The sequence below is a fragment of the Pseudomonas sp. NY8896 genome (assembly GCF_039634505.1).
In genome coordinates, this window is sequence record NZ_CP132350.1 from 4,907,920 (window position 1) to 4,930,647 (window position 22,728).

Annotated in this window: 26 protein-coding genes and 1 pseudogene; 21 read left to right on the forward strand and 6 right to left on the reverse strand. The window is 40.9% G+C overall.

Annotated elements, in window-relative coordinates; all coding sequences use genetic code 11:
- Nucleotides 1-2: 2 nt before the first annotated feature.
- The 18 genes and pseudogenes from Q9451_RS22055 to Q9451_RS22140 all read left to right on the forward strand — a co-directional run bounded on the left by Q9451_RS22055 (nt 3) and on the right by Q9451_RS22140 (nt 13,890).
- Nucleotides 3-377: a phage holin family protein gene (locus Q9451_RS22055; protein ID WP_012271312.1), complete on the forward strand. Its 375-nt coding sequence runs from the start codon at nt 3-5 to the stop codon at nt 375-377.
- Nucleotides 374-703, forward strand: a complete 330-nt coding sequence (locus Q9451_RS22060) for a hypothetical protein (protein WP_012271311.1) — start codon at nt 374-376, stop codon at nt 701-703. The genes Q9451_RS22055 and Q9451_RS22060 overlap by 4 nt, the downstream gene beginning before the upstream one ends.
- A gap of 81 nt (nt 704-784) precedes the next feature.
- Nucleotides 785-1,408, forward strand: a pseudogene (gene dgt / locus Q9451_RS22065) (dGTP triphosphohydrolase); the annotation flags it as partial.
- Between the two features lie 66 nt (nt 1,409-1,474).
- On the forward strand, nt 1,475-3,424 hold the full coding sequence (locus tag Q9451_RS22070) for a recombinase family protein (protein ID WP_345960731.1): 1,950 nt from the start codon (nt 1,475-1,477) through the stop codon (nt 3,422-3,424).
- Between the two features lie 61 nt (nt 3,425-3,485).
- A complete protein-coding gene (locus tag Q9451_RS22075; protein ID WP_345960732.1) occupies nt 3,486-4,004 on the forward strand; it encodes a hypothetical protein in 519 nt (172 codons plus the stop codon).
- Between the two features lie 3 nt (nt 4,005-4,007).
- A complete protein-coding gene (locus tag Q9451_RS22080; RefSeq protein WP_345960733.1) occupies nt 4,008-4,451 on the forward strand; it encodes a hypothetical protein in 444 nt (147 codons plus the stop codon).
- Nucleotides 4,448-5,086 carry a hypothetical protein gene (locus tag Q9451_RS22085; protein ID WP_345960734.1) on the forward strand — a complete coding sequence of 213 codons (639 nt, stop codon included), beginning with the start codon at nt 4,448-4,450 and terminating at the stop codon, nt 5,084-5,086. The genes Q9451_RS22080 and Q9451_RS22085 overlap by 4 nt, the downstream gene beginning before the upstream one ends.
- Before the next feature lie 475 nt (nt 5,087-5,561).
- Nucleotides 5,562-6,221, forward strand: a complete 660-nt coding sequence (locus Q9451_RS22090) for a hypothetical protein (RefSeq protein WP_345960735.1) — start codon at nt 5,562-5,564, stop codon at nt 6,219-6,221.
- Nucleotides 6,222-6,351: 130 nt separating this feature from the next.
- Nucleotides 6,352-7,209, forward strand: coding sequence for a hypothetical protein (locus tag Q9451_RS22095; RefSeq protein ID WP_345960736.1), 858 nt, complete (start codon nt 6,352-6,354; stop codon nt 7,207-7,209).
- A 115-nt stretch (nt 7,210-7,324) separates the two neighbouring features.
- Nucleotides 7,325-7,501, forward strand: a complete 177-nt coding sequence (locus Q9451_RS22100; RefSeq protein ID WP_192439796.1) for a hypothetical protein — start codon at nt 7,325-7,327, stop codon at nt 7,499-7,501.
- 131 nt (nt 7,502-7,632) lie between these two features.
- Nucleotides 7,633-8,061 carry a hypothetical protein gene (locus Q9451_RS22105; RefSeq protein ID WP_345960737.1) on the forward strand — a complete coding sequence of 143 codons (429 nt, stop codon included), beginning with the start codon at nt 7,633-7,635 and terminating at the stop codon, nt 8,059-8,061.
- A gap of 228 nt (nt 8,062-8,289) precedes the next feature.
- Nucleotides 8,290-8,604, forward strand: a complete 315-nt coding sequence (locus tag Q9451_RS22110) for a S24 family peptidase (RefSeq protein WP_345960738.1) — start codon at nt 8,290-8,292, stop codon at nt 8,602-8,604.
- A complete protein-coding gene (gene umuC, locus Q9451_RS22115) occupies nt 8,597-9,877 on the forward strand; it encodes a translesion error-prone DNA polymerase V subunit UmuC (protein WP_345960739.1) in 1,281 nt (426 codons plus the stop codon). The genes Q9451_RS22110 and umuC overlap by 8 nt, the downstream gene beginning before the upstream one ends.
- A gap of 74 nt (nt 9,878-9,951) precedes the next feature.
- Nucleotides 9,952-10,782 carry a hypothetical protein gene (locus Q9451_RS22120; protein WP_345960740.1) on the forward strand — a complete coding sequence of 277 codons (831 nt, stop codon included), beginning with the start codon at nt 9,952-9,954 and terminating at the stop codon, nt 10,780-10,782.
- A 679-nt stretch (nt 10,783-11,461) separates the two neighbouring features.
- Nucleotides 11,462-11,794: a hypothetical protein gene (locus tag Q9451_RS22125; RefSeq protein ID WP_192439785.1), complete on the forward strand. Its 333-nt coding sequence runs from the start codon at nt 11,462-11,464 to the stop codon at nt 11,792-11,794.
- 141 nt (nt 11,795-11,935) lie between these two features.
- A complete protein-coding gene (locus Q9451_RS22130; protein ID WP_345960741.1) occupies nt 11,936-12,601 on the forward strand; it encodes a hypothetical protein in 666 nt (221 codons plus the stop codon).
- A gap of 138 nt (nt 12,602-12,739) precedes the next feature.
- On the forward strand, nt 12,740-13,417 hold the full coding sequence (locus Q9451_RS22135; protein WP_345960742.1) for a hypothetical protein: 678 nt from the start codon (nt 12,740-12,742) through the stop codon (nt 13,415-13,417).
- Nucleotides 13,418-13,500: 83 nt separating this feature from the next.
- Nucleotides 13,501-13,890: a hypothetical protein gene (locus Q9451_RS22140; protein WP_345960743.1), complete on the forward strand. Its 390-nt coding sequence runs from the start codon at nt 13,501-13,503 to the stop codon at nt 13,888-13,890.
- A gap of 16 nt (nt 13,891-13,906) precedes the next feature.
- On the opposite strand, the gene Q9451_RS22145 is transcribed toward Q9451_RS22140, so the two are convergent.
- Entirely contained in the window at nt 13,907-14,206 is a 300-nt protein-coding gene (locus Q9451_RS22145) for a hypothetical protein (protein ID WP_345960744.1), read from the reverse strand.
- Between the two features lie 74 nt (nt 14,207-14,280).
- Complete coding sequence (locus Q9451_RS22150; RefSeq protein ID WP_345960745.1) at nt 14,281-15,405, reverse strand: hypothetical protein; 1,125 nt, start codon at nt 15,403-15,405, stop codon at nt 14,281-14,283.
- Nucleotides 15,406-16,250: 845 nt separating this feature from the next.
- Here Q9451_RS22150 and Q9451_RS22155 point away from each other — a divergent pair.
- The 3 genes from Q9451_RS22155 (at nt 16,251) to Q9451_RS22165 (ending at nt 18,455) form a co-directional block, all read left to right on the forward strand.
- Nucleotides 16,251-16,694 (forward strand): hypothetical protein, encoded by a 444-nt coding sequence (locus tag Q9451_RS22155; RefSeq protein WP_345960746.1) that lies wholly within the window; start codon nt 16,251-16,253, stop codon nt 16,692-16,694.
- 436 nt (nt 16,695-17,130) lie between these two features.
- Entirely contained in the window at nt 17,131-17,373 is a 243-nt protein-coding gene (locus Q9451_RS22160; protein WP_345960747.1) for a hypothetical protein, read from the forward strand.
- Between the two features lie 170 nt (nt 17,374-17,543).
- On the forward strand, nt 17,544-18,455 hold the full coding sequence (locus Q9451_RS22165) for a hypothetical protein (protein WP_345960748.1): 912 nt from the start codon (nt 17,544-17,546) through the stop codon (nt 18,453-18,455).
- A 27-nt stretch (nt 18,456-18,482) separates the two neighbouring features.
- On the opposite strand, the gene Q9451_RS22170 is transcribed toward Q9451_RS22165, so the two are convergent.
- The 4 genes from Q9451_RS22170 to Q9451_RS22185 all read right to left on the reverse strand — a co-directional run bounded on the left by Q9451_RS22170 (nt 18,483) and on the right by Q9451_RS22185 (nt 22,662).
- Nucleotides 18,483-18,869 carry a hypothetical protein gene (locus Q9451_RS22170; RefSeq protein ID WP_345960749.1) on the reverse strand — a complete coding sequence of 129 codons (387 nt, stop codon included), beginning with the start codon at nt 18,867-18,869 and terminating at the stop codon, nt 18,483-18,485.
- A gap of 274 nt (nt 18,870-19,143) precedes the next feature.
- The gene (locus tag Q9451_RS22175) at nt 19,144-19,395 is read right to left on the reverse strand and encodes a hypothetical protein (protein ID WP_345960750.1); all 252 of its coding nucleotides are present in this window, start codon (nt 19,393-19,395) and stop codon (nt 19,144-19,146) included.
- An 80-nt stretch (nt 19,396-19,475) separates the two neighbouring features.
- Entirely contained in the window at nt 19,476-21,788 is a 2,313-nt protein-coding gene (locus tag Q9451_RS22180) for a hypothetical protein (RefSeq protein ID WP_345960751.1), read from the reverse strand.
- Between the two features lie 55 nt (nt 21,789-21,843).
- The gene (locus tag Q9451_RS22185; RefSeq protein ID WP_345960752.1) at nt 21,844-22,662 is read right to left on the reverse strand and encodes a hypothetical protein; all 819 of its coding nucleotides are present in this window, start codon (nt 22,660-22,662) and stop codon (nt 21,844-21,846) included.
- Nucleotides 22,663-22,728 lie beyond the last annotated feature (66 nt).

Consider the following 22,728-nt stretch of genomic DNA (forward strand, 5'->3'; position numbering starts at 1 on the left):
CCATGGAGAATGAAGCCAACGCTTCCGGCGCCTCGGGCAGGCGCCTGGGCGCGGCCGCGCTGGGGCTGCTGCACAGCCACATCGAGCTGTTCGGCATCGAGCTGCAGGAGCAGAAAGGCCGGACCTTGCGCCTGCTGCTGTTCGCCGGGCTGGGCCTGGTGTTCGCCCTGCTGCTGCTGACCGCACTGTCCGGGCTGCTGCTGGTGCTGCTGTGGGACAGCTATCGACTGGCCGGGATCATCGGCCTGTGCGTGTTCTATGGCATTGCTGCGCTGTACTGCGGTGTACGCCTTAAGGCGGCGGTGTTCGACGAGTCATCGCCCTTCGGCGCCACCCTCGAAGAACTTGCCAAGGACCGGGAGCGCCTGTTGCCATGAGCCTGCCAGAACTGCCGAACACGCGTAACCCGCGAGAACTGCGCAAGGCGCTGTTGCGCCTGCGCATGGAGATGCACCGCCAGGAAATTCGCCACGAGTCCGGGCAGTTGCTTGAGCCGCTGCGCCGCGTACGCGGCATGGGCAGCTCGCTGCAAGATGGCCTGGGAATCAAGCATGCGCCCCTGTGGGGCATCGGCGCCGTGGTAGCGCTGGGCTTTCTCACGGGTAAAGGCGTGCGCAGCGGCAACCTGACGCGCCTGGTACGGTTGGGCACCAGCCTGCTGCCGCTGGTACGCCTGTACCTGCAAGGCAACCGCCGCCCCTGAACACGCGCGCAGCCTGCAGGAGCTGCCTTGTGCTGCCCCTACAGGCTATGCTGCTGGCTTCGAACGACCGGAGACCGCGCCTTGGACTGGCACACCCTGCTTACCCGCGAACGCCTGGGCAAAGCCCTGTACAGCGCCGATGAACTCGGGCGCAGCCCCTTCCACAAAGACCACGACCGCATCATCTTCTCTGGTGCCTTTCGCCGCCTCGGGCGCAAGACCCAGGTGCACCCGGTTTCCAGCAACGACCATATCCACACGCGCCTGACCCATTCGCTGGAAGTCAGCTGCGTGGGTCGCTCGCTGGGCATGCGCGTCGGCGAAACCCTGCGCGACAGCCTGCCGGACTGGTGCGCCCCCAGTGACCTGGGGATGATCGTGCAGTCGGCCTGCCTGGCCCACGACATCGGCAACCCGCCCTTCGGCCACTCCGGCGAAGACGCCATTCGCCACTGGTTCCAGCAGGCCGCCGGGCGTGGCTGGCTGGACGACATGAGCGACGACGAGCGAGCCGACTTCCTCAACTTCGAAGGCAACGCCCAAGGCTTTCGCGTGCTCACCCAACTGGAGTATCACCAGTTCGACGGGGGCACCCGGCTGACCTATGCCACCCTCGGCACCTACCTCAAGTACCCCTGGAGCGCCCGCCATGCCGACGCCTTGGGCTACAAGAAGCACAAGTTCGGCAGCTACCAGAGCGAACTATGATTACGGGCAATTAAGCAACCATTTGTGGTAGCGTATATGACCAGCCCGAACGAAGCAAGATCCATGGCACAAGACGACGCCCTCCCCGCTCGCAAAATCCTCTACAAATACATTCGGTTCAGCTCGATCCAGCAGGCCAAGGGTTCATCCTTCGCCCGTCAAAACGCACGCCTCGAAAAGTACGCAGAGGAAAACGGATTCGAGATTGACGACAGCCTAGACCTGAAGGACTTCGCCAAATCGGGCTTCCATGGCTTCAACACTGACGTTGACCAAGGGTTAGGCCGATTCCTACTCGCCATTGATAAAGGTCTGATTCCTACAGATGGCACCGCCTACCTAGCGGTTGAGCAGTTCGACCGTTTGAGCCGGGAGGACATTGACAAGGCACAAGACCTTTTCAAGAAAATTCTGAGGAAAAACGTCAACGTCATCACGCTCATGGACAACCGGATTTACACAAAAAAATCCCTGAGCAATTTCATGGAGGTGCTGTATTCCCTCTTCCTGATGGAGCAGGCACACCAAGAGTCGCTGAAAAAATCTGACCGCATCAAAGGTGCCTACGCCACCAAAATCAAGAACCTGAAGGAACTGGCCCAAGAGCAAAAGAAAACGCTGGCAGACTGGGAAAAGAACCGTGTAGGTCAAAAGCCGGTGCTTGAACCACTCATCAACCAGATTCAGTTTTCCTCTCAGGTTCCTTTCTGGATTGACCAAAAGGTTGAGATCATCAGCGGGCGTAAATTCAGAAAATTTGTCATCAGTGAAGAAAAGGCAGAAATCATCCGCTATGCCTTGTCGCTTCTTAATGATGACAACGGTTACATGAACGTTGCAGCCACTCTTAACCGTGAAGGTATTCCAAGGATTGATTTTGCTGCTAATCGCAAGAAAAGCACACGCAAAGACATTTGGACAAACAGAGCAGTTAACGAGTTTGTCAACAGTGATGCCATCTTTGGTGACTTAGCCCTTTATGACAATTTCTATGTTGAAAAAGAATTTGAATATGAAGAGGTGATGGTTAAGAAAAAGGTTGGCAAACGAACCCATGTTGAAAACATACCTAACTACTATCCAGCAGTGATAGACAAAAAGGTTGTCATGGGGTTACGTGCCAGAGCTAACGCCAAAAAGAAAGGCCGGGTAGCGGGTAGGACTACTAACACCAACCTGTTTCAAAACCTTCTGTTTTGCGGCAAATGCGGCGATTCAATGCACTTGATTCAGAGCAAGCGAACAACCAAGAAAGGAACCTATCAGCGTTTCTATCTGGTCTGCTATGCAGCACGGCACAAAGCCTGTGACGCAAAGATGATTCCTTACCACGAACTTGAACGCGAGCTAGTCAAGTATTTGGTGATGCCAACCAATGAAGCTCATTTGAGTGATGCATCAAAAATCATCAATGAATCACGCAACGAAAAAATTCTTGAACTGGAAGGTGAAATCAAGTCTATCGAAGACCACATTGAAGCCTACCGAAAAGAAATGCGTACCAATAAAAGCATAAAGCCTTCTATTGCTCTTTCTTTCCTGTCTGAGCTGGAATCTGATAAAGACTTCAAATTCCATCAACTCAAAGAGCTTCAATTGCAGAGAGACAAGACAATTGAATACATGGAAAGCGAGGATGTGAGCAGCTTTGACATTTCCAATGATGAAGGCCGGGTAGCGTTCAAAGTAGCTGTTAAACAGCGTTATGCTGGGTTCTTCATCTTCACAGAAGACCATATTGTCATGTCTGTTGAAAAGACTGGTGGAGCTGGTTTTTTCAAGGTTCAGATAATGAACCGTCGCCAAAAGGTGATTGAGCCAACCCGCACGGCTGATTCAATGACCCTCTTTCAAGACAAGCTTAATCATCTGAAAGAAATTTCTACGAACTACAAAGAAGGCAAGCTTTATGAGATTGTTAAAGCCTTCAAGATGAGTGACATTGAAGTATTTGAAGAAGAATACATCAACCGTAGCTTACCTCAGCCTGAAAGCTACCAGCGTGGCGAATAGTTAAAGAATTTCAGCAGCTAGCCGATATAGCCTAGTTGCATACATCCAAAAAAGGTGACTAATGACTACTACAACCTACTTAGAGCAAGCCCAACAATTCGCGGCTGAAATGGTAGAACTGGTAATGGTTCATAAAGACGGTGATGAACCTGACGAACGCTATCAACAGTTCGTTGAAGAATTTGCCAAGAAAATTATTGGTGAAACGTCACTGCATCTAACCCTTGACCAGTTTCGTGATTTAAGGCAAGCACTGCAATTAGTATCTAAAATTGAAAGCTATAATGGTGAAACATTTGAAGGAAATATTGATAGCTACCTTGACAGTGCAATCTTGCACGTTATGAAACCGATACGCTCGCTTAGTGCAATGCTTGAAGATGGTGAAGACGAAAATAAAGAAATAATGGTTCATGGAGTAAAAATGACTATTGCACAGGCGATATTCATATTTGAACACATCGACGCTATTTCAGCAAACATCAGCTTAAACTTGTTCTATAAAGGCGAAGTTGAAACTGATGACATTTCATCAGAAAACCTTGGCTACAATCTCATTCAAAAACCAAGGGATTTATAAGGTATGCTTGAGATTCAACATGAAATTCAGAAAGAGTCAGAAGCTCTTTTAAAAGCCATTCTGGAATATGAAGCAGTTCATAAACATGAACCTGATTTCCTAGATACAGTCTATGAATACTTCCACTGGAAAATAGAAGAGCTTTTTGACCATATCGAAAAGCACAGGGACAATGGTATTTCTACTTTTCATGTCATCGGCATCATGAAAAGCTTTTGGGCGTTAGGCAATATTGAATCAATGAACCGAGAAGCGTTGAGCTTCCTTGATATTCTCGGGCCTGACAACCTCTGCAAGATGACACAAGACATAACCAATGATGAATACCGCTTCTATGAAGAGCAGACTGGAACGGAATTCTATAAGCTTCATCTAGCAGAACCTGATGACGCACCGCATCGGGAATATCCATATGATGTATTGACAGGAAGGTCAGTGAAACGATGAAAGACAGGGATTTTCAAAGTCAAGTGGATGACCTATTAAAACGTGCCTACTGGAATTCACGCTATTCAAGCGAGATTCGCAGGCTTCACAACATTGCTACTGAAAAGCAAAAGCCCCGGCTGAAAAAGACCATTTCAGAAGCTGTTGCTGTAAAAGCTGTTGAGCCTAGTCACTCCCGCTCCTACAAGCGGTTTCTGAGCAGTGGGAGCTTTGCCCCCTACTCTATCTTCATGCGGGCCTTGTTCGTTCCTCACATGGAAAAAGAACTGACTGAGGTGTTGAAGCTGGTTCTGTTCAGTGAGTCATCCACCAGCACGGGCAGCAGGAAGGCCGTAGAGCTGGCAATGAAAGCCTACCCCAAAGCCATTGGCTGGAATGAGCCAGAAGCCCTACAAGCCTTGAAAGACGCTGTAACGGTGATCGAGTCCTACGACCATGACCAATCCACTGAAACGAGCCTAAACGAGCTGAAATCAGCGTTTGAGCTGCTAGTGAATGCCGAGGTGAAAACCAGTGCTGAAATCATCAGCATCAGGTGTTACAGCCAGCTTTCCCGGCTTCAAGTGAAGCTCCAAGGCACTGACCTACACGATTTAGCTACCATAGCCTACAACAGAGCCTGCTACCTGATTTGACCAATCAGAGACGACGAAGCCCCTTCATTGGGGCTTTTTTGTGCCTGAAGCAAAAACCCCCATGACATACCCATAATATCAAGGGGGATTTGCAACAAACTCCAAAATAGAATATATAAATAACAAGCATTACGAAACAAAACATAGAATCAATAAATTAAGATAACAACAATACCTGTTATACATTCATATTATCAAAGCATTTTCTATAGTCAAATAATTAATTGCAATTTCTTGTAATTGGTTATTTATATATTATAATACTAGTACATGAACAATATTGACCAATATGGATAATCTAAGCAAAAAGGAAGAGATATTTCTAAATCTATACACCAAACACAAGCACAATGAAACCGCCAGTAGCATCAAGAAAACACATGGTCATCTTATCAATTCAGACATGAATTTTGAGTCAGTCTTAGAACTAGGCTCAAATTATATGTATTTGTTCGGGAAGACCAACGGACAGGAAATGTTCGACTTCATTCAAAATCACAAGGTTACGTTCTCTGATAACAAATTCAAATCCATATACAGCACCTTATTCAATAGAGACATTGAGGTAAATATAGACTTTGCCAAGATTAAAGAAAACGTCTTTGACAACTACAAGCTTGTTACAGAGCAGGCGGCAAATTTCTTGAAAGAAGTAGGATGCAATGAAAAACAGGTGAATCTGTTCACGAACAATTGCACGAAATTTGTAGAGCTAGCTCAAACCTTGGTACATGATTATTTCTACCACACTAGACAACCACTAGACCCAGCCCTATTGGAGAACAAGCACCTTCACACCATCCTAAAAGAAATGGGTGATGGTTATGACAACATGAGGGTTGTGTTTAGAGACGCTGATAAGAAAGACCAGTGGAGCTATGACCATGGTTTACTGATTCTGCCATCCAAAGCCATGTTGATTCATCACAATACCAGCGTTGACCTAATCAACAATTTAGGCGGGGGTTACGAAATCTCAACCATCGTTAAAGACAAGGCTTTCTTTGACAACATCCGCACTGAACACATGAGCTATGAACCTGATAACAGACTTTACCAATCCATGAAAAAAGAGATTGATAACTCACCTGTAGAAACATCAAGGCTCAGAGTGAAATCAATACAAATCCCTTAAAACAAAAACATTCAACAACAGACCAGCTACCAAGCTGGTTACTTTTATTCAAAAAATATCCCTTAACTTCCCTTGACTTATATTATTCAGATGATAAGTTATCTATATATAAACAACAAAAGGAGCTTAAATGAATAGCACTGACAACAAAGAAAACAGCAAGAATGAAATAGTTAACGCGATAGAAAGCCTAGGTTATACAATTCAAGCCACTAGCCAAAGGGACCGTAAAAATAGACTTTATCTTGTTGAAGACTCATTCAGAGTGGCACATGTAGACTTCCCATCTAACGTAGAATCCATATCGAAAGTTAGAGCAAAGCTTGCAGGTGAATTAACATTCAGAGATAACACCTACCTTTCTAACGCCGTAAACACCATTTACGTAGCCGCATTAGCTCACTCCATGTCGAATGATAGAGTAGCCCCTGAAACGATTAATAGCCTTGTTGCGAAGCTTCCAGAACATTTGAAGAATGAATTCAACACTAGGCTTGATAACTTTGGTGCGAAGGCTGAACAAGAGCTAAAAGCTCAGCCTGAACCAGAACACTTCTATTTGATACGTTCCTCTATTAAATCACCAAGAGACAATAGCATTACCTCCTTTACCAATGAGTTTGTAGGTACAGCCGCTGGGTTAGAAGAATACAGACAAAACGTTCAAAGACGTTATAGCAATCACAAACCTGAGTATCGCCCTGTATGGAACGAAGTTGAGAAGTTCGCTCCAGAGTTCAGAGACACACATAGAGAAATTGACAAAATATTGAATGCTTACAAGAGCAACACTGGTGATAAAGGCGTGATGCTACAAACATTAAAGTCTTTTGACAATCAAGCACTCAACGTTTTAGAGTCAAGATTGAAAGAAAATGGTATAGCACCAGAAAAATTTAAGAAAGATTTTCTAGAGCCATCCACTAGCAAGCAATCACTAGAAAATAATGAAGATTTTAAGAACAAAAGAAATAAACCTAAAATCTAAAAAAAGCCAGCCAAGTGCTGGTTTCTTTTTATCTATGCTAATTAATTCATTATTAACCTATTGACATTTAATGTATGCTTGATACATTGATACTATACAATCAATGAGGATAACAATGAAGGACATTACTTTAAAACCAACAGCATTCAGCAAAGCATTAGAGAAGTTAAAAGATAGAGTAGTTATAGCAACAGCGGTTGTGTTTATGGCGTTTATAGTCTTAGGTGCGGTTGACGCATCAGTGAATGATAAGACAGACATGAGAAATACGAAGATAGAGTTCAAAAGTTAAAAGAGAATAAAGAACGAGCCAGCCTAGAGCTGGTTTTTTTGTATCAAAAATATAACAATTTAAACAATGCAGTATTTACATTTAATAAATTCGTGCTACATTGTAACTATATAAACAACAAAAAGGAAATTATGAAACTAACAAACCTTGTCATGGCATTAGCAACATTCGCCACCATCACATTAAGCACATCAGCTTACATCGCAACAAAAGACGTTACATCAGCAGTCATTGTTGATAAAGCTAAACACTCCCTAGACCTAACCACCAACGGCTTACACCACATCAGCCTTAGCGAAGCCGCCATTATCGACAGGTCAGAAGCCGCACAAATCAACTTCCTACGTTGCTCATTCTCACGCCCTGAATTCAGATTTAGCTGGTTCTGTCACCAGTTGAGAGAAGACGGCAAAATGACCAAACTATCATACGCAGCTTTGAAAGCTGACCAGCAGGAGTATTTCAAGGAAAACGTATTAAAAAGCATCATCTATGAAGCACAGAAGATGATGTTATTCAGCAAAGAAATAGGATTTGAGCAAAAGGAAAAACGCAACTAAAGACCGCTTAGGCGGTTTTTTCACGCCTCCCCTTCCCCGCCGACCGTCACCAGAGCTTGATCGATCCTCAGTAGCTGGTACTGTATGCACATACAGCCCTTTTGGTAGTGATCCATGCTCAGCCAACCGATACCCTTCCCATTCGCTCTAAGCCCCCGAAACGCACGGGTTTTCGGGCGTGCCGCTTGTGGCTTCCCATCGCCTGCAGAGGAATACGCAGAAGCCGCTTTGAGCCTCGACGAGCTTTGTGGTGTGGGTAGGCCGTCCCTATTCCTGCTGATAGCGTGGGGTGACAGCATGAGTGGTATAGGGGTCTACGATGGTGACTACCTTGTAGTAGATCGAGCAGTAGAACCCACCGTAGGAAGCGTTGTGGTAGCCCGTATAGGGGCTGAATTCACTGTGAAGACCTACGCAAAGGTCAATGACGTTCCAGTGCTGAAACCGGCAAACCCTGACTACAAAACCATTGTCATTGGAGAATTTGAAGAATCCGAGGTGTGGGGTGTTGTCATGTGGAATCTTCATAAACTCCATGACTAATAGCATTGGAAAAGTATTTGGCTTGATTGATTGTCATAGCTGCTATGTGAGCTGTGAACGTATCTTTAACCCTAAATTGATTGGTAAACCCGTTGTAGTTTTGTCAAACAATGATGGTGCGGTTGTAGCAAGGTCTGATGAAGTCAAGGCAATGGGTGTGAAAATGGGCACTCCATTCTTTGAAATCAAGCACCTTGTAGAAAGTAAACAATTAAGGGTTTGCTCTTCAAATTATGCGTTGTATCAAGACATATCAAATCGGGTCACAAAAGTAATCAGTCAATACGTTCCAGCTTATGAAGTGTATTCAATTGATGAATCATTCATTGACCTATCAGGTGTGAATGAAGACTTAGAAAAGCTTTGTCTGGAAATTAAGAGCCAAATCTATCGTCAGGTTGGAATGCCCGTAGGCGTAGGAGTGGGTAAGACAAAGACCCTCGCAAAGCTCAACAATTGGGCTTCTAAGAAGTGGAAAGCCAAGACGGGTAGCGTGGTGGTCATCCTCGATGATGAACGTCAGAACAAGCTCTTATCCTTTGCTGATGTAGGTGAAGTGTGGGGGTGCGGTTCAAGAACTCAAAAGCGTCTGGAATTGATGAACGTCACCAAGGCCATTGACCTAGCACGGTATGACAAGAAAGCCTTACGCCAGATGTTCAACGTCAACATTGAACGCACAGCACGCGAGCTTGAAGGTACCGTGTGCTTTGGTCTAGAAGAATCCCCGGAACCCAAGCAGAACATAGCTTCAACCAGAATGTTTGGTAAGCGTGTTTACGAGCTGTTAGAGCTTCGACAGGCCGTAGCATCATACGCAGCCAAAGCAGCGGTAAAACTCCGCAAGGAAGGCATGTTGACGAGCTATCTGCAGGTGTTCATTCAGACCAGTCGCTTTGATGACAAGCCATACAGCAATGCCACAATCATTGGCTTGGAGTCACCAACAGACGACACCCGCGAGCTGATAGCAGCCGCTCAGGCGGGTCTAACTCGCATATTCAGATCCGGCCTCCCCTATGCGAAAGCTGGAATCATGCTCAGCCAGTTCACGCCAAAAGCTGGCTACATTCCTGACCTTTTCGCTAAACCAGAGCGTAGGAACAATGACAAGCTGATGGCCCTTATGGATTCGGTCAACAAGCTGCAAGGAGCTGGCACGCTCAGGTTTGCTATCGAACCTGAAACGTCTAGCTGGGGAATGAAGCGTGAATTTCTCAGCCCAGCTTACACAACCAAATGGACTGAGCTTCTTAAAGTAAGAATTGACTGAGTATTTTAATATCCCTCTATTTACATTTAACATACTGGAGTTATCATATAACAAACAACTTCAAAAAGGAAATTATGAACATAAGACCAATTCAATTATTGAAAAGCATTATCTATTCATTGATTCTATCATTTTTCACAACGGCACTATTACTACACTCAATAACCTTGCCATCATCATTTGACCCGACCTTAGATAAAGGAACTTTATTTTATTCAGTCCTAAAGGACAAAGCAGACTATTACCTTGGAAGTGAAACTATAGGTCTATATAAGATTGGCTTAAAAGAATCATCCAGAATTAATTCTAAACAGCTCGATAATGCTAGAGACTGCATGAAATACAATTCAAGCATTAATTATAATAGTTATTATGGTGGTGAATATGGTGGTAAATTTGACAGCACATGTTACAAGCTCAAGGAAATGTCAGATTCTGGCTCAATATTACTTGATGATGAATTGAAGAAAGATTTAATTAATGAATACAGACAAGCCATAACTGACATAAGAGCTAAAAAACGTACGGAACAACTCCTAGCCTCTTTGAAAGAGAATGATAGACAGTCATCTAGCATTGGCACAACAGGAACATGGAACGCAGAAACGAACACCACTGAAAATACAAGATATCTAAACTGGGCTGATTTTGGGCAAATGTATTTAAATGAGAGTGACTATGAAGAAAAATTAGCGGCACAAATTGCGGTTAAACACATGTCATGTACAGCATACAAAGATGAATTCTATCCGATAGAAGAAACCGCTGAAAGAACAGGATGTGAAAAGACATTTGGTGCTGTCCTAAGATTTTTAGAAGAAAAAACAATTTTTGATTACTATGGCGTGAATAGCTATGAAGAACTCAAATCAAAATACATGGATAACCATAACAAGCCATTCTGAAAATAAACGACCAGCCCTGAGCTGGTTTTTTATTAAATATCATCACCTATGTATTTACATTTAACATACTTGAGTTAGCATAAAAGAAACAACATACAAAATATCAACATGAATTACACCAGAGTAAAATCAACATTCAAATCATATTTCACTTTTGAGAAAAGTATAATTTCCTCAATCAGAAAATTCTTCACCAAAGCGAACATGTACAGATTAGGAAAAAACACACTGAAAGTTTTGGGTGTTGGATTAGTATTTTATGCAGGAACGTCACTCATACCACAAAGCAATCACACATACATAGCGAATGGGGCATTGATGTTATTATGGTTAGTCTACATCATTTCTATATTTTATTATATAGCGAAAGCACTCTATAAGACTTTAAAGCTACTGGTTGATAAAAACGCTAAATTCTCAAAGACTGCATTGGCAAAATCATTGCTTAACTATTTCCGCTTTTTCGTAACGATGGTATTGCTAATATCGTTAGCAAGCAATGCGGTTCACTGCATCAGTAAGAATACAGAACACAACCACAAACATACAATACTTAACCAACAAGCCAGCAAATAGCTGGTTTTTATTTCAATTATTTCACAAGTATTTAAGTATGTGCTATTTACATTTAATAATTATATAGTATACTATTATTATACAAACAACAAAAGGAATAACAATGAAAATATTATCAACTCTTATCTTATTAACTGTATCAACTTTCGCTTTCGCTGATGTTGAATTCAATCACTCAGGCTTCATCACTGTTCCAGCAGCAGACGCAATCAAAGCAGAAGCTGGTTACAGCGAATTGATGGACAAAGTGAATGCTAAACTAGAAGCTGAAAATTCTAGCTACTCATACGAAGAAGTAAAATCAGTGAGCAGCATTGTGGCTAAGGAAGTGAATAGCTGTAAAGAAGGTGCATTTGTTGAAATCCTAGAATGCAAACACAACATAGCTGACCTTGCAGAAGTTTTAGCACAAGACGTAATCAAGAACCACAAGTGATAAATCACCAACAAACGACCAGCCAACGAGCTGGTTTTTTTGTGCCCTCTACAATTAATAACGATAAATATTATCTTTCATCTATTTACATTTAATGATTAAAGGTTAACATATATACATACAAACAACAAAAGGAGCATCATGGAACTTTTACTTATCGCATTTCTATGGCTTATAGTTTTATCCAACAACAATACAAAGCCTACATCTGACCAAACAAGGAACGAGCTAATCGAAACGAAAAAAGAAAACATGAAGAATATTGGTAAGTTAGAATATGCTCTATATGATGCAAATGTCAAAGTTAATGAAGAGAGAGTAAAATTTTCTAATATTCAGAATAATCCTGACAAGCCATTCAGGCTAGATAGAAGCATTAACAGACTTACTAATGTAGGATGGATTATTATTGTAGCCTTCTCTGTCTTGATTTGGGCAATCCCGTTTATAGACCCTACTTTCCTGCCTCAGTGGATAAATAATTTCTTTCAAGAAAACACCGCTTTATTTGATTTGCTGAAAGGAATAATTTTGCTTCATTTAATAGCAACAGCAATTTTTATCGTAACTCCATACGTTTTCGTGACAACCATTATAAGGATTATAGGCGTTGACCAGAATTGCAAAACAAAACTAACACCAATTGAACGTTTCGTTGAAGGAAAAAGGGATGAGCTGGAATCATTGGAAAGACGCTATGCTGAATATGTGAAAGAGAAAACGAGGATGTTAGAAGACCTCAAGATTAGAAACATTGAAATTGATGAGTTAATCAAACAAAAAGAGAATCTGATTAAGAAAGATTGACACCTTAAACTACCAGCACACATGCTGGTTTTTTTGTGCCTGAATTTTAAATAAACCAAAAATATTAATGATACCTCTTCACATTTAACAAATAAATGATAACCTGAATATATAAACAATTAATAATCAGGAGATAAGATGAGCACAGTTGTATCAGATTCAAAAGGCCGTTCAACAAGACATGACATACTTACAAGAACGCCACAAGAAGACTCACAGATAAAGAAACTTTATAAACGTGGTAAGGGCATGAGCATTGCTGACATAGCAAAAGAGTTTGGTGTTAGTAGACAGGTTATGCTCAGCAGATTGAAAACGTTGAAGGTTTGGGTTAAAAAGAAGAAGCCAGTCAACAAAGATAGAATAATAGACCTTTGTGTAAATCAGAATAAAACATTATCTGATATATCTAGGGAAACTGGTAGCTCAAAAGTCTCAATTTACCACATACTGAAAGATGCTGGTGTTAAGTGCAAAAGGAGCAGTGGACCGGGTAAGAGCTTTGTAGTCCCAAGAGAAACCCTCTATGATTTATTTATAATCCAAGACATGACAGCTAGTCAGATAGCTATGAAATACAAATGCAGCAAGTCAGTTGTCAGAGCAAGATTGAGAGAAGCAGGCATCAGTAAGATATTGAAAGGTCCAAATAGAGTTAAAGTAGCCCCCAAAGCAACACTTTATGATTTGTACATAACACAAGACATGAGTGCAAACCAGATAGCAAAACAATACAATTGCAGCAGTTACGTTATCAGAGCTAGACTTAAAGAAGCAGGAATAAAGAAAATCAGAAAACCAACAAATCCAGCCTAGTGCTGGTTTTTTGTGCCTTTTGGCGTGACATTTACTTATGATGAATTTTTGGTAGTATTATAGTAATGAACTACTAAATCATTATGGAAAACCACTTTTATGATGAGCTGATAGAATTTGATGAAACGTTTGATGGCTACTCAGTGAACATCGTTTCACCCAGCCTTGCTAAAGGATTAGCTAACGCCCAAGGTCACTACAAGAAAAGGAAACCTCACGTAGTTTTCATGAAAAGAAAAACACGTTGGTCAACAGAAGACGTTAGACAAGCATTCAACTACAATGAACACAATTTTAAGCTAATCAACGAATACAAACGCTACATCAAATTCTTTGAGCTTTACATTGAAATGCTGGAATCATCTGAGCATGAACCAGAGGTGAAGACCAAACGCATCATGTTCAGTCAGGAATGCATCATGAAGATTCACCGCATAATAGCCATTTACAAGGCCACAATCATGACAGCCTAGGCGTAACCTATCCAACTCAGTAAACCAGCTCAAATGAGGCTGTTTTGAGCGTAGGGAACATCAGGAACTTAATGCATGTCACCTCTTCCCACTCAGCGACAGAAGCAGCCAACCCGGCGATGTGAATGCACACCAGCGGGCTACCCTCCCCGTCTAGGCGGAAATCAGCCTTCAGCAGCTTCTCAGTCAGCTCAACACCAGTGAGCGTAGGTCGAGTGGTACCAAAGTTTCTCAGCTCTTCCAATGCGGAGAGCAGCGAATCTTGAAATGAATCTTTGTCTATGTCGCTCAATATCCTTGTCTCTAAATAAATCATCATAAATTTCCATGCCATTAACTACTACAAATACAACAAATCTTGTAATTGTCAAAGAAGGCACGGATTAGCCTTCAATTTTCTTTGTTAGATTCATCTACCCAGCTATTGAAATCACAAATAGTTTCCCAAGGGTCAGTGGTCACAACGTCAACAGCTTGTTCTGGTGAAGACCTTGTTGCATCTGTCTCCTTGTCTTCTTCCACAGCAAACAGAGCATCAAATTCTCTTTGATAGTCTTCATCGCTTTTTTCTTCTGGCCCGACTAAATCAACACCATCTGAAATGTTCATAATCACTGGAGCTTGTGATTCAGTAGCAAGTGGTTTGCTTGCCTTAGCCTTAGCTTTAGCAATTTTACCCTTGGTAATCACCTCATCAAAATCTTCAATCTTAAAGTTAGTATTGAATGTGATTTTGAATTCATAAATCTTCTTGAGTCTAGTTTTCTTTTCAACAGCAACAATATATTTCTTTTCCATGAAATACTTGAAAGCATTGTTGATTGACTTAACTTGACTGTCTCTATCACCACTGAGCATGAGTGACTGAATCAAATACTCAGCCTTCACGCTAATTGTCTTCTTGTTGGTGCCTGATAGCTTTCTGTACTCAATATCAAGCTTCTCTTTCAAAACTGATGCAACATCACCTTTGATTCTATCTTCAAGGTAATTGAGCCTTGAAAAATTCGGATGAGAGTTGAGCAATTGCTGAAAGATTCCGCCGAAATCAACGGTGGATACACCATCCATAGGCTCAGTGTGGAAATTGATTAAACGACCATGGAATTTAACGCCACTTGGGGAAGTGTAGCTTATCTTCATTTCAAACAAGGCAGTCATCAATTCATCAAATGACTTTGTATAGTGGGAGAAATCCTTAGCATCAAAACCAAATCTAGCGAACATTTCTGGAAGGTCAATGGTCACTGTTGTATTGTTCTGTTGTTGAGCCTTGCTCAAGCAGTAGGCGTAGGCTTTCTTATGGAATTTAACATTGAGTTTTTTCCCTTCAATGACTATATCAGTGAAGTCACAGCTATTGCTGATGTGTAATTTCTTTATTTCATACTTAACTATTTCATCAGTTCTAGCTGGTGAAAAGATTGGTAGATGAACTAGAACGTCAGGGAATACAACCTCACCCGTTTTGACCATTAGTGCATTTGTGCTTAAAGTTTGATTGCTAGCTTCCATTATTTCTCCTACTCTATGTTATATATACAATTTATCATGTATATTTAACAATGCAATACCATTAGCAATATATTTTTAATATGGAGCTAGCATGTATTGAAGGAAGCTGAATTAATTTTCTCTTATTAGGCTTTGCTAATGCTATTGCGAAGTTAACCAGAAAAGAAGACAAGTATTATAATGTTTTGCTAATGCCATTGCAAAAATCGGAATTATAACCCGGTAAGTCGGAATTATAAACCGGTATGTCGGAATTATAAACCGGTATATTTTCTGGAAGCCTTGAAATACGTGGCTTGCAGAGGTGTTTTTTCATTATTAAAGATTATTAGTAATTAATACTATTATATTGTACCGAAAAGCATCTGGTGATAAGAGCTTAAAACAATAAATCTTTTATGTAATTTTGCTAATACTATTGCATGGCTATAAAGTTAAATTGAACAATTGTTGAATTTCTTCCTACAGCTAGAACATCATATAGGCGGAATAAATATTATTATGCTAATGCTATTGCAAAAATCGGAATTATAACCCGGTATGTCGGAATTATAACGAGGTAAGTCGGAATTATAAACCGGTATATTTTCTGGAAGCCTTGAAATACGTGGCTTGTAGCGGTGTTTTTTCCTTATTAAAGATTATTAGTAATTAATACTATTATATTGTACTGAAAAAGCTTCTGGTGATAAGAGCCAAAACATTAGAGAAATTATTTAATTTTGCTAATGCTATTGCGTTATGAATAAGACCAATCAAAGCATTATGAAATTTTTTTTTGCTAATGCTATTGCAAATATGAATAGGCATGATTTAATTAGTATTAAGAAACAATGAGAACATCAATGGACAAACTAACATTTAGAGACAGAATCAAAAGAATCATCACCATAAAAGAAACGATTAAGAGCCTTATAGTTGCTGATGTTGAACTACCTACACACGTAAATTCGATTGGTAAAAACTTCATCTTAGTCGAAAGAACCAGCTCAAACTATCACTTCATCACCAACGAATTGAAAGACTATGGTAGAAAGTTCAGCAGACACCACACCGACACAATCACAGTAAAAGGTAGTGAATATAAGTTCTTATCGGGCAGAGTAGCTTATGGTAAAGAAGCTAGGGCATATCACTACAAAGCCGCATACTACCTACCAGCAGTGGAAAAACTTAAAGTCATACTGGGAGTTGCAGAAGCTGAATTAGGTGAAGCTATCAACATCACACAGACCATGCCAGATGAACACATAATTGCACTGGAAAGGTTGTTGATGATTGAAGCGTAGAGCACAGTTGAAGTAGATTGAAAGAAGGAAAACCCTAGATTTGTTGGATAATCAGGGTTTCTTTTTTTTGGATGTTAGTTCTGGTCAGTATGGGGTTCTGATATCCGCTTATGGATTAAACAAAGACAAACCGCCCCACCCGCAGCATAGTACCACTGTTTCCTGAGCACCATGTCAATACAGCCGTTGAACGACACCAGAAGATTATCATGCTGATAGTGACCGCCTGACACGAACATTACAAAAGCAAAGAAGATGATTATGGAAAAGAAGAATAAAAGAAATTTGGATATCATATAATTCATGAAGTTATTAATCAAATATTACCGAATCACAAGATAATTTCAATAATAACTATAAAATATTATGCCAAACCTATTTACATTTAATATTATTATGTTACATTGATAGCATATAACCAACAAAGAGATTATCCATGAAAATAAAAGACACCACTACATTAAAAGCGATAGTAACAATCATCACAATAATTGCAGCAGGTCTATCAGCATCATTTGCAACAACGTTATTCATGAACATGCATCTTGACATGACTAGCCAAGTGATTGGATACGGCTCAATAACCACCTACTACATTGGTTTGATTGTCGCACTCATGAAAATCAAAACAACCGGCAACCACCCACAATTAGAGTTTGAATTCAGCAACAGACAATGAGGTTTAAGGAAGCAAACAAGAAGCCCGAAAGGGTTTTTTCTTTGCCTGAAATTCAGCATTATTAGTCAGCAATTGCTAATAATCCGTTAAAAAGAATGGACCATTATTTATCCAGCTTGATTAACTTTCATGCGATGTTAGAATTATAGATATAAACATCATATTATTACATGAAAATATCCATAGCAGAAGGAAAGCTTGAATTTTCCTCAAACACATCACAGATAGAAAACTTTGAAGCTTTCATGAACATAGTGAAGCTTGTTGAATCAGCATCAATCCTACAAAAATACGTTGATTCATCAGAGATAGGCTTTATCCCAAAGGTATTGGCCTACATGCAGAAAATCGGCAGATTCAGCAAGCCTGAAGACAAGGACAAGGCAGAGGCGTTGATGAAAGCCCACTTGTTCCCGATATCCTCTCACCTACCTATCTACACGGCCATCAGGGACTACAACCGTCAGGATCTAGCCCTAGCCATTTCCTACATTTTTGCTGATGACCTACCGGGTGACTTGTGGGATGTGATCGATCTGACCGAGCAAGGTGCTCTCATCGTCGCAATGGGCCTTTTGGAAGGGTTTAACCCATCGGCCATACCCAAAGACCTAGAAGCAAAAGCGAGCGGCAAAACGGGTGAATTCGTGAGGTTCAGCAACAGCCCTATGGCTTTCTACAACGCCGTAGAGACAAAACGACCTTTCCAGTACCAGCACCTACTGGGCAAGGACTACTACAAGAGCAAACGCTATGCCCGCCTGCAGGAGCTACTAGCCAGCACAGCCAAGGTCGATGAGACGATATCCACAATCACACCAGCTCTACCCGCTTTTAACCCACCAGAAGAGCTTTTAAAGCCTTTAAAGCCGGTTGAACAGGAAGAAGAAATTGTGCTTCACATCGAAGAAGTGGAGGTTGATAACGACAGCTTCTTAGACGATGCCATGCATGAAGAGCTGGGCTTAGTGGAGGTTGATGAGAATGGTAACGAGCTGGTAGACATTGATGATGGTGATGTGAGTGATTCAATAGCCAATGATTTCGGCTGGATGAAGGATGTAGAGGTTAGGAAGAGCTGAAACCATGGAGGTAAAAAGTAGGAGCTATCAGGCTCCTTTACTTTTCTTGAAAATTTGGATGTAGTCGAACTCATCTGAAACTGAGCTTAAAAACTTCAAACGAAAAACGTTGCGTTCACTGATGTAGAAAAGCTCTAAATCTTCAACATCTACAACTGACCTATAAGTCTTCATGCTCACACGCTCAACAACACCTTCCAGCAGCTTAGGTGACATGACATGAATTTCTTCAGCAGGTTCTTTACCATGGGTTTTGATGTAGGCAGCTCTTAAACGCATCAGCTCAGGATTGAACAGATAATGCTTACTCTTAATCAAATTCGTGAAAATATTGAATGCCCTCATGGAAAGCTCAAGCTCAAATGATACATTTCGCTCATTCGTATTTATCACAAAGGTAGGTAGGTTATTCATCACCTACCCTCTTGGATATGAAGAAACGATAGAGCAGTAATGACACATGCACAGCAGGAACAGCACTGATTAAAAATGAAACAATAAGCGATACAGCAACGCTCAGATTAAATGCTAAATGCAGATGGAAAAAAGCTAGGAAAGAAATGATGAAAAGTAGAGCATAAAGCTTTGCGAGTGGTTTTAAATCGTTCATGGGTTTTTTAGTAGTTTCTTAATATCATATTATCACATATAAATCACCTTGCAAATTAAAGGCATTAAAAAACCAGCTTCATGCTGGCTCTTTTTTGAATCTTTTCATGATAAATATTGCCACAAGTAAAGCATGGAACATAAATCCTATGGCCGATATGGAACACAGACCAGCACCCAACAAACCTAAAAACTTATAATCTATGGAAAACGCCAAACCTTGTAAAGCTAGGTTGAAGAAGACGTAAACCAACAAAATTTCACTGACTAGCAAATTCCAAAGCAATGATTTTGGTTGTTTTACCAGATGCTTTATTTTCAATACATTCATACTACTCCATAATTTATATTCTATATGACCATGTTAACATAAAAGAAATGCAACACAAGGTTGCACGTCTAATATTATAATCATTTTGCAAGAACTGATTTAGTTTTTGCCAAGATTTCACCTACACCATCATCAAACTTAACTGCGTTACCACAAAGCTCATTAATTGCTTTTTCAGTTGATTTGAAAGCAACCTGCATACCGATGACAAACGATGCAAGATAAGCAAGAATATACATAAAGACAAAATACATGGCTTTCAATGCTAAGGTTAATGTTCCAGCACCAGAATTATCTACTGCAAAACCACCAAACATTGTGGCTAGGGTTATGCTGGCTATGAACATAACAATAGTCATAACGCATAAGCCAATGATAAAACCAGTTACGACTAGCGGCAGTCTCAAAATAACATCATACACGCCGTATTTTTTCATCAAGTCATTGAATGATTCACCGTCATCCCTGAACATTTGGTTGTGGCTACTCACAATAAAGGCAAAGCCAGCCGCAAAAGGTAAAAGAATTGGCGTGGTGATACCCTTAATCATTAGGTTGGCGTAGTCGAGAATAAGCACTTTGAACAAAAATAGGAACGCTACACCCAACACAAGCATCATACCTAGTGCAGCATTAGCAAAACCATTATAGAATCTTTCGTTTTGCTTATAGTATTCTCTATTTGGGTCATGCTCTTCAGCAGATTCAAATTTTGACTTGTAGTAGGTTTTCACCATTAACGCCATTGTATAAGCACTAGCCATCCATGGAATGGCAGTATGAGCTGTCTCTATCAATGGAGTAACGAAGTTAACAGTACCCGAATTGCAACGGCCTTTCTCTTCAAAGCAATCAGCGTATTGCAAGCCTATGTTACTTAGAGAATTCCCCGCAATACCATCTAACAACTTGATGATTTCGGAATTCATGTTGAATTGAGGCTTCAAACTTTGGAAGTATTTGTTGAGTCCAAACGTTTCGTTCGTGCCATTGCCACCAAAGATATCAAGATTCTCTTCTATGCCAAGTGCTTGCTGCAATTTACTCTTCTTAATAGCCACTTCATTGATTATCTGAATATCAATTGTCTTCATACCAGCGACTTCATACGCCTTCTTGTATTCAGCACCTATTTGGAAATTCTGGAAAATTTCGTCAAGAGAAACACTTTTATCGAATTTATTATCTACCTTGTTAGCGTTCTTCAACATTTCAGTGTAGGTGAAAGTGGCATAATCTGAAACAAGGGCATCAAGCTTAGACTTCATCACATCAGGGTCAACAACCGTAGAACCTTTAAGAGTTTGAACAATGTCATCATTGCCTACCAAGATGAAACCGTTTGGCTTCAAATCAAGACATACAGAGTTATAGTCATTGATTAAATCTTGATGTTGTCTGTAAACGCTACCACATATGTTTGTTACTATGTCATCAGCAACAGCCCTGTACTGGGGTTGATTGGCAATGAACCTTGCGAAAACCTCAGCACTTTCATCAGTCGCTTTTAGGTCTTTTACATAGCCAATGCGGTAGGTGGAATAGCCAAGCTCTTTGTCAGCACAGTATTGAGTCTTTTCAATATCAGCCGCTTGATAGTATTTTGGTGCGGATTTACCAGCAGGTGTATGAGCATCAGATAAGAGACACTTAGTAAATTCTTTATCCCTCAGAACCACGCCTTTGTTCGTATTCTCGACGTTGCCAGTCTCAACCAACATCCCTCTACGAGCGGTAATGTCTTGAATATGCCACTCAACGGCACCATAGACCATGCCTTGAGCAAACTCATTGGCCTTAGCGTTGAACCTAGTAGAAACCCCGGAAACGTCATTTGCTAAGTGCATGAAGATATTGACGCCATAGGCCATGGCGAAACAACCAAAGATGACAACGGCAATCAGTATTTTGCAGAATATAGTGAAATGCCCGGTTGCAATAGCAATAGCAAGAATAAATGTGATGGCAGAGAATGGAAACACGTTCCACCCCATGACCATTCCTTTGTACGCTCCATTAAACAAGCTTTTGAGAATTATGGCTGCGTAAATGATGGCAAAGAACACCATGGCTATGACGTTGAGAGCGTATTCAATGCCTTGCATCAGGCGTGCTCCAGCATCTTTCTTCTCAACCAGTTCAAGTGCCTGTTTGGAATAGTCCTGTTTGAATATATGCTCTATGACACCTAGAGCAAGCCCTATGGTTTGTTTGTTTTGGTTTACGAATGCGACCTTAAGCCACATACCACTTTCAGCCTCTTGTTGAACACAAGCGGCAATCTCATCACTACTCAAAGCCCCCTTCCCCGCTTGACAAGCGGATTCAGCAGAACTTTGAGAACTAAACGAGAAAAGAACTGTAAGGAATAACAGTGAAATAAATCTTTTCATAAAAATTGAGGTAGTTCTTATATTTCAATATACCATATAAATATCCTACATCAAATTATAATGTCATTAAAACACCAGATGCAAATACAGAGTAAGCAACATAAGCTAAAGTAGCCGCACCAACAAATAGGAACAGCTTCTTAAAGAATTCTCCTTTAACACTGTAAATACGCTTACAAACGTCTCTATAAGCCATTCTTCCAGCCTCAGCAGCTTGAAGATTCATGATGTATTCATGACCTTTCAAACCTACCATAGTGTAAGCACCCGCAAAAAGGTAAGCCGGGTATGACCTCAAGCATTCAGTAAGCTCAGGGTCTTTCAAATCATCCAGAGCATTAACCACATCAGAGAAGCGTTTATCAGTAATGATTTTCTTCTTCCAGAATCTTAGGCGTCTTCTTGATGTTTTGATTGTTGGCCATAAATTATTTTCAGTGATGAACTTGACCATCTTGTAAAGATTCTTTGTTTGAACCCCATGCAACAAGACTTCACCAGCCATGGTAGTCTGAACACCATTGAACATCACTTCACCATCAACAGACAGTCCGAAGTAGGATGCAGCTAATTTGTCGCTTGCAGCCCCCTTTCTTTGAAGCAATGAAAGATTCAACTCACCGAAGTATTCCATGTCAACATAACATGTGAAAAACGCATTTAATGAATGCAAGCCTCTATCTAAATCATCAGTAAGATACTGAACACCAACCTTATTCCATTTTTGTAAATTCTTGAAATCATCAGTCAGATGCATCACTTCAGGTTCTTTAACTTCTTCTATGTCTTCAATGTCATCTGATATTTCATCACATTTATCGTAAATATCTAATTCAATAAATTCCTCAGTGTTAGCAATGTCTTTGTCATTCATAATAAACTCATAGTTATTAATAACCATTTTATCATGAATATATAAGTAATCAATTTACATCTAAGG

Coding starts and splice junctions, on each gene's coding strand:
- Q9451_RS22175 (WP_345960750.1), bottom strand. CDS start 19,395: ATGAATGTATTGAAAATAAAGCATCTGGTAAAACAACCAAAATCATTG.
- Q9451_RS22155 (WP_345960746.1), top strand. CDS start 16,251: ATGGACAAACTAACATTTAGAGACAGAATCAAAAGAATCATCACCATA.
- Q9451_RS22160 (WP_345960747.1), top strand. CDS start 17,131: ATGAAAATAAAAGACACCACTACATTAAAAGCGATAGTAACAATCATC.
- Q9451_RS22095 (WP_345960736.1), top strand. CDS start 6,352: ATGAATAGCACTGACAACAAAGAAAACAGCAAGAATGAAATAGTTAAC.
- Q9451_RS22055 (WP_012271312.1), top strand. CDS start 3: ATGGAGAATGAAGCCAACGCTTCCGGCGCCTCGGGCAGGCGCCTGGGC.
- Q9451_RS22145 (WP_345960744.1), bottom strand. CDS start 14,206: ATGATTTATTTAGAGACAAGGATATTGAGCGACATAGACAAAGATTCA.
- Q9451_RS22060 (WP_012271311.1), top strand. CDS start 374: ATGAGCCTGCCAGAACTGCCGAACACGCGTAACCCGCGAGAACTGCGC.
- Q9451_RS22085 (WP_345960734.1), top strand. CDS start 4,448: ATGAAAGACAGGGATTTTCAAAGTCAAGTGGATGACCTATTAAAACGT.
- Q9451_RS22185 (WP_345960752.1), bottom strand. CDS start 22,662: ATGAATGACAAAGACATTGCTAACACTGAGGAATTTATTGAATTAGAT.
- Q9451_RS22140 (WP_345960743.1), top strand. CDS start 13,501: ATGGAAAACCACTTTTATGATGAGCTGATAGAATTTGATGAAACGTTT.
- Q9451_RS22170 (WP_345960749.1), bottom strand. CDS start 18,869: ATGAATAACCTACCTACCTTTGTGATAAATACGAATGAGCGAAATGTA.
- Q9451_RS22180 (WP_345960751.1), bottom strand. CDS start 21,788: ATGAAAAGATTTATTTCACTGTTATTCCTTACAGTTCTTTTCTCGTTT.
- Q9451_RS22125 (WP_192439785.1), top strand. CDS start 11,462: ATGAAAATATTATCAACTCTTATCTTATTAACTGTATCAACTTTCGCT.
- Q9451_RS22165 (WP_345960748.1), top strand. CDS start 17,544: ATGAAAATATCCATAGCAGAAGGAAAGCTTGAATTTTCCTCAAACACA.
- Q9451_RS22135 (WP_345960742.1), top strand. CDS start 12,740: ATGAGCACAGTTGTATCAGATTCAAAAGGCCGTTCAACAAGACATGAC.
- Q9451_RS22130 (WP_345960741.1), top strand. CDS start 11,936: ATGGAACTTTTACTTATCGCATTTCTATGGCTTATAGTTTTATCCAAC.
- Q9451_RS22080 (WP_345960733.1), top strand. CDS start 4,008: ATGCTTGAGATTCAACATGAAATTCAGAAAGAGTCAGAAGCTCTTTTA.
- Q9451_RS22070 (WP_345960731.1), top strand. CDS start 1,475: ATGGCACAAGACGACGCCCTCCCCGCTCGCAAAATCCTCTACAAATAC.
- Q9451_RS22090 (WP_345960735.1), top strand. CDS start 5,562: ATGTTCGACTTCATTCAAAATCACAAGGTTACGTTCTCTGATAACAAA.
- Q9451_RS22075 (WP_345960732.1), top strand. CDS start 3,486: ATGACTACTACAACCTACTTAGAGCAAGCCCAACAATTCGCGGCTGAA.
- Q9451_RS22150 (WP_345960745.1), bottom strand. CDS start 15,405: ATGGAAGCTAGCAATCAAACTTTAAGCACAAATGCACTAATGGTCAAA.
- Q9451_RS22120 (WP_345960740.1), top strand. CDS start 9,952: ATGAACATAAGACCAATTCAATTATTGAAAAGCATTATCTATTCATTG.
- Q9451_RS22100 (WP_192439796.1), top strand. CDS start 7,325: ATGAAGGACATTACTTTAAAACCAACAGCATTCAGCAAAGCATTAGAG.
- Q9451_RS22105 (WP_345960737.1), top strand. CDS start 7,633: ATGAAACTAACAAACCTTGTCATGGCATTAGCAACATTCGCCACCATC.
- umuC (WP_345960739.1), top strand. CDS start 8,597: ATGACTAATAGCATTGGAAAAGTATTTGGCTTGATTGATTGTCATAGC.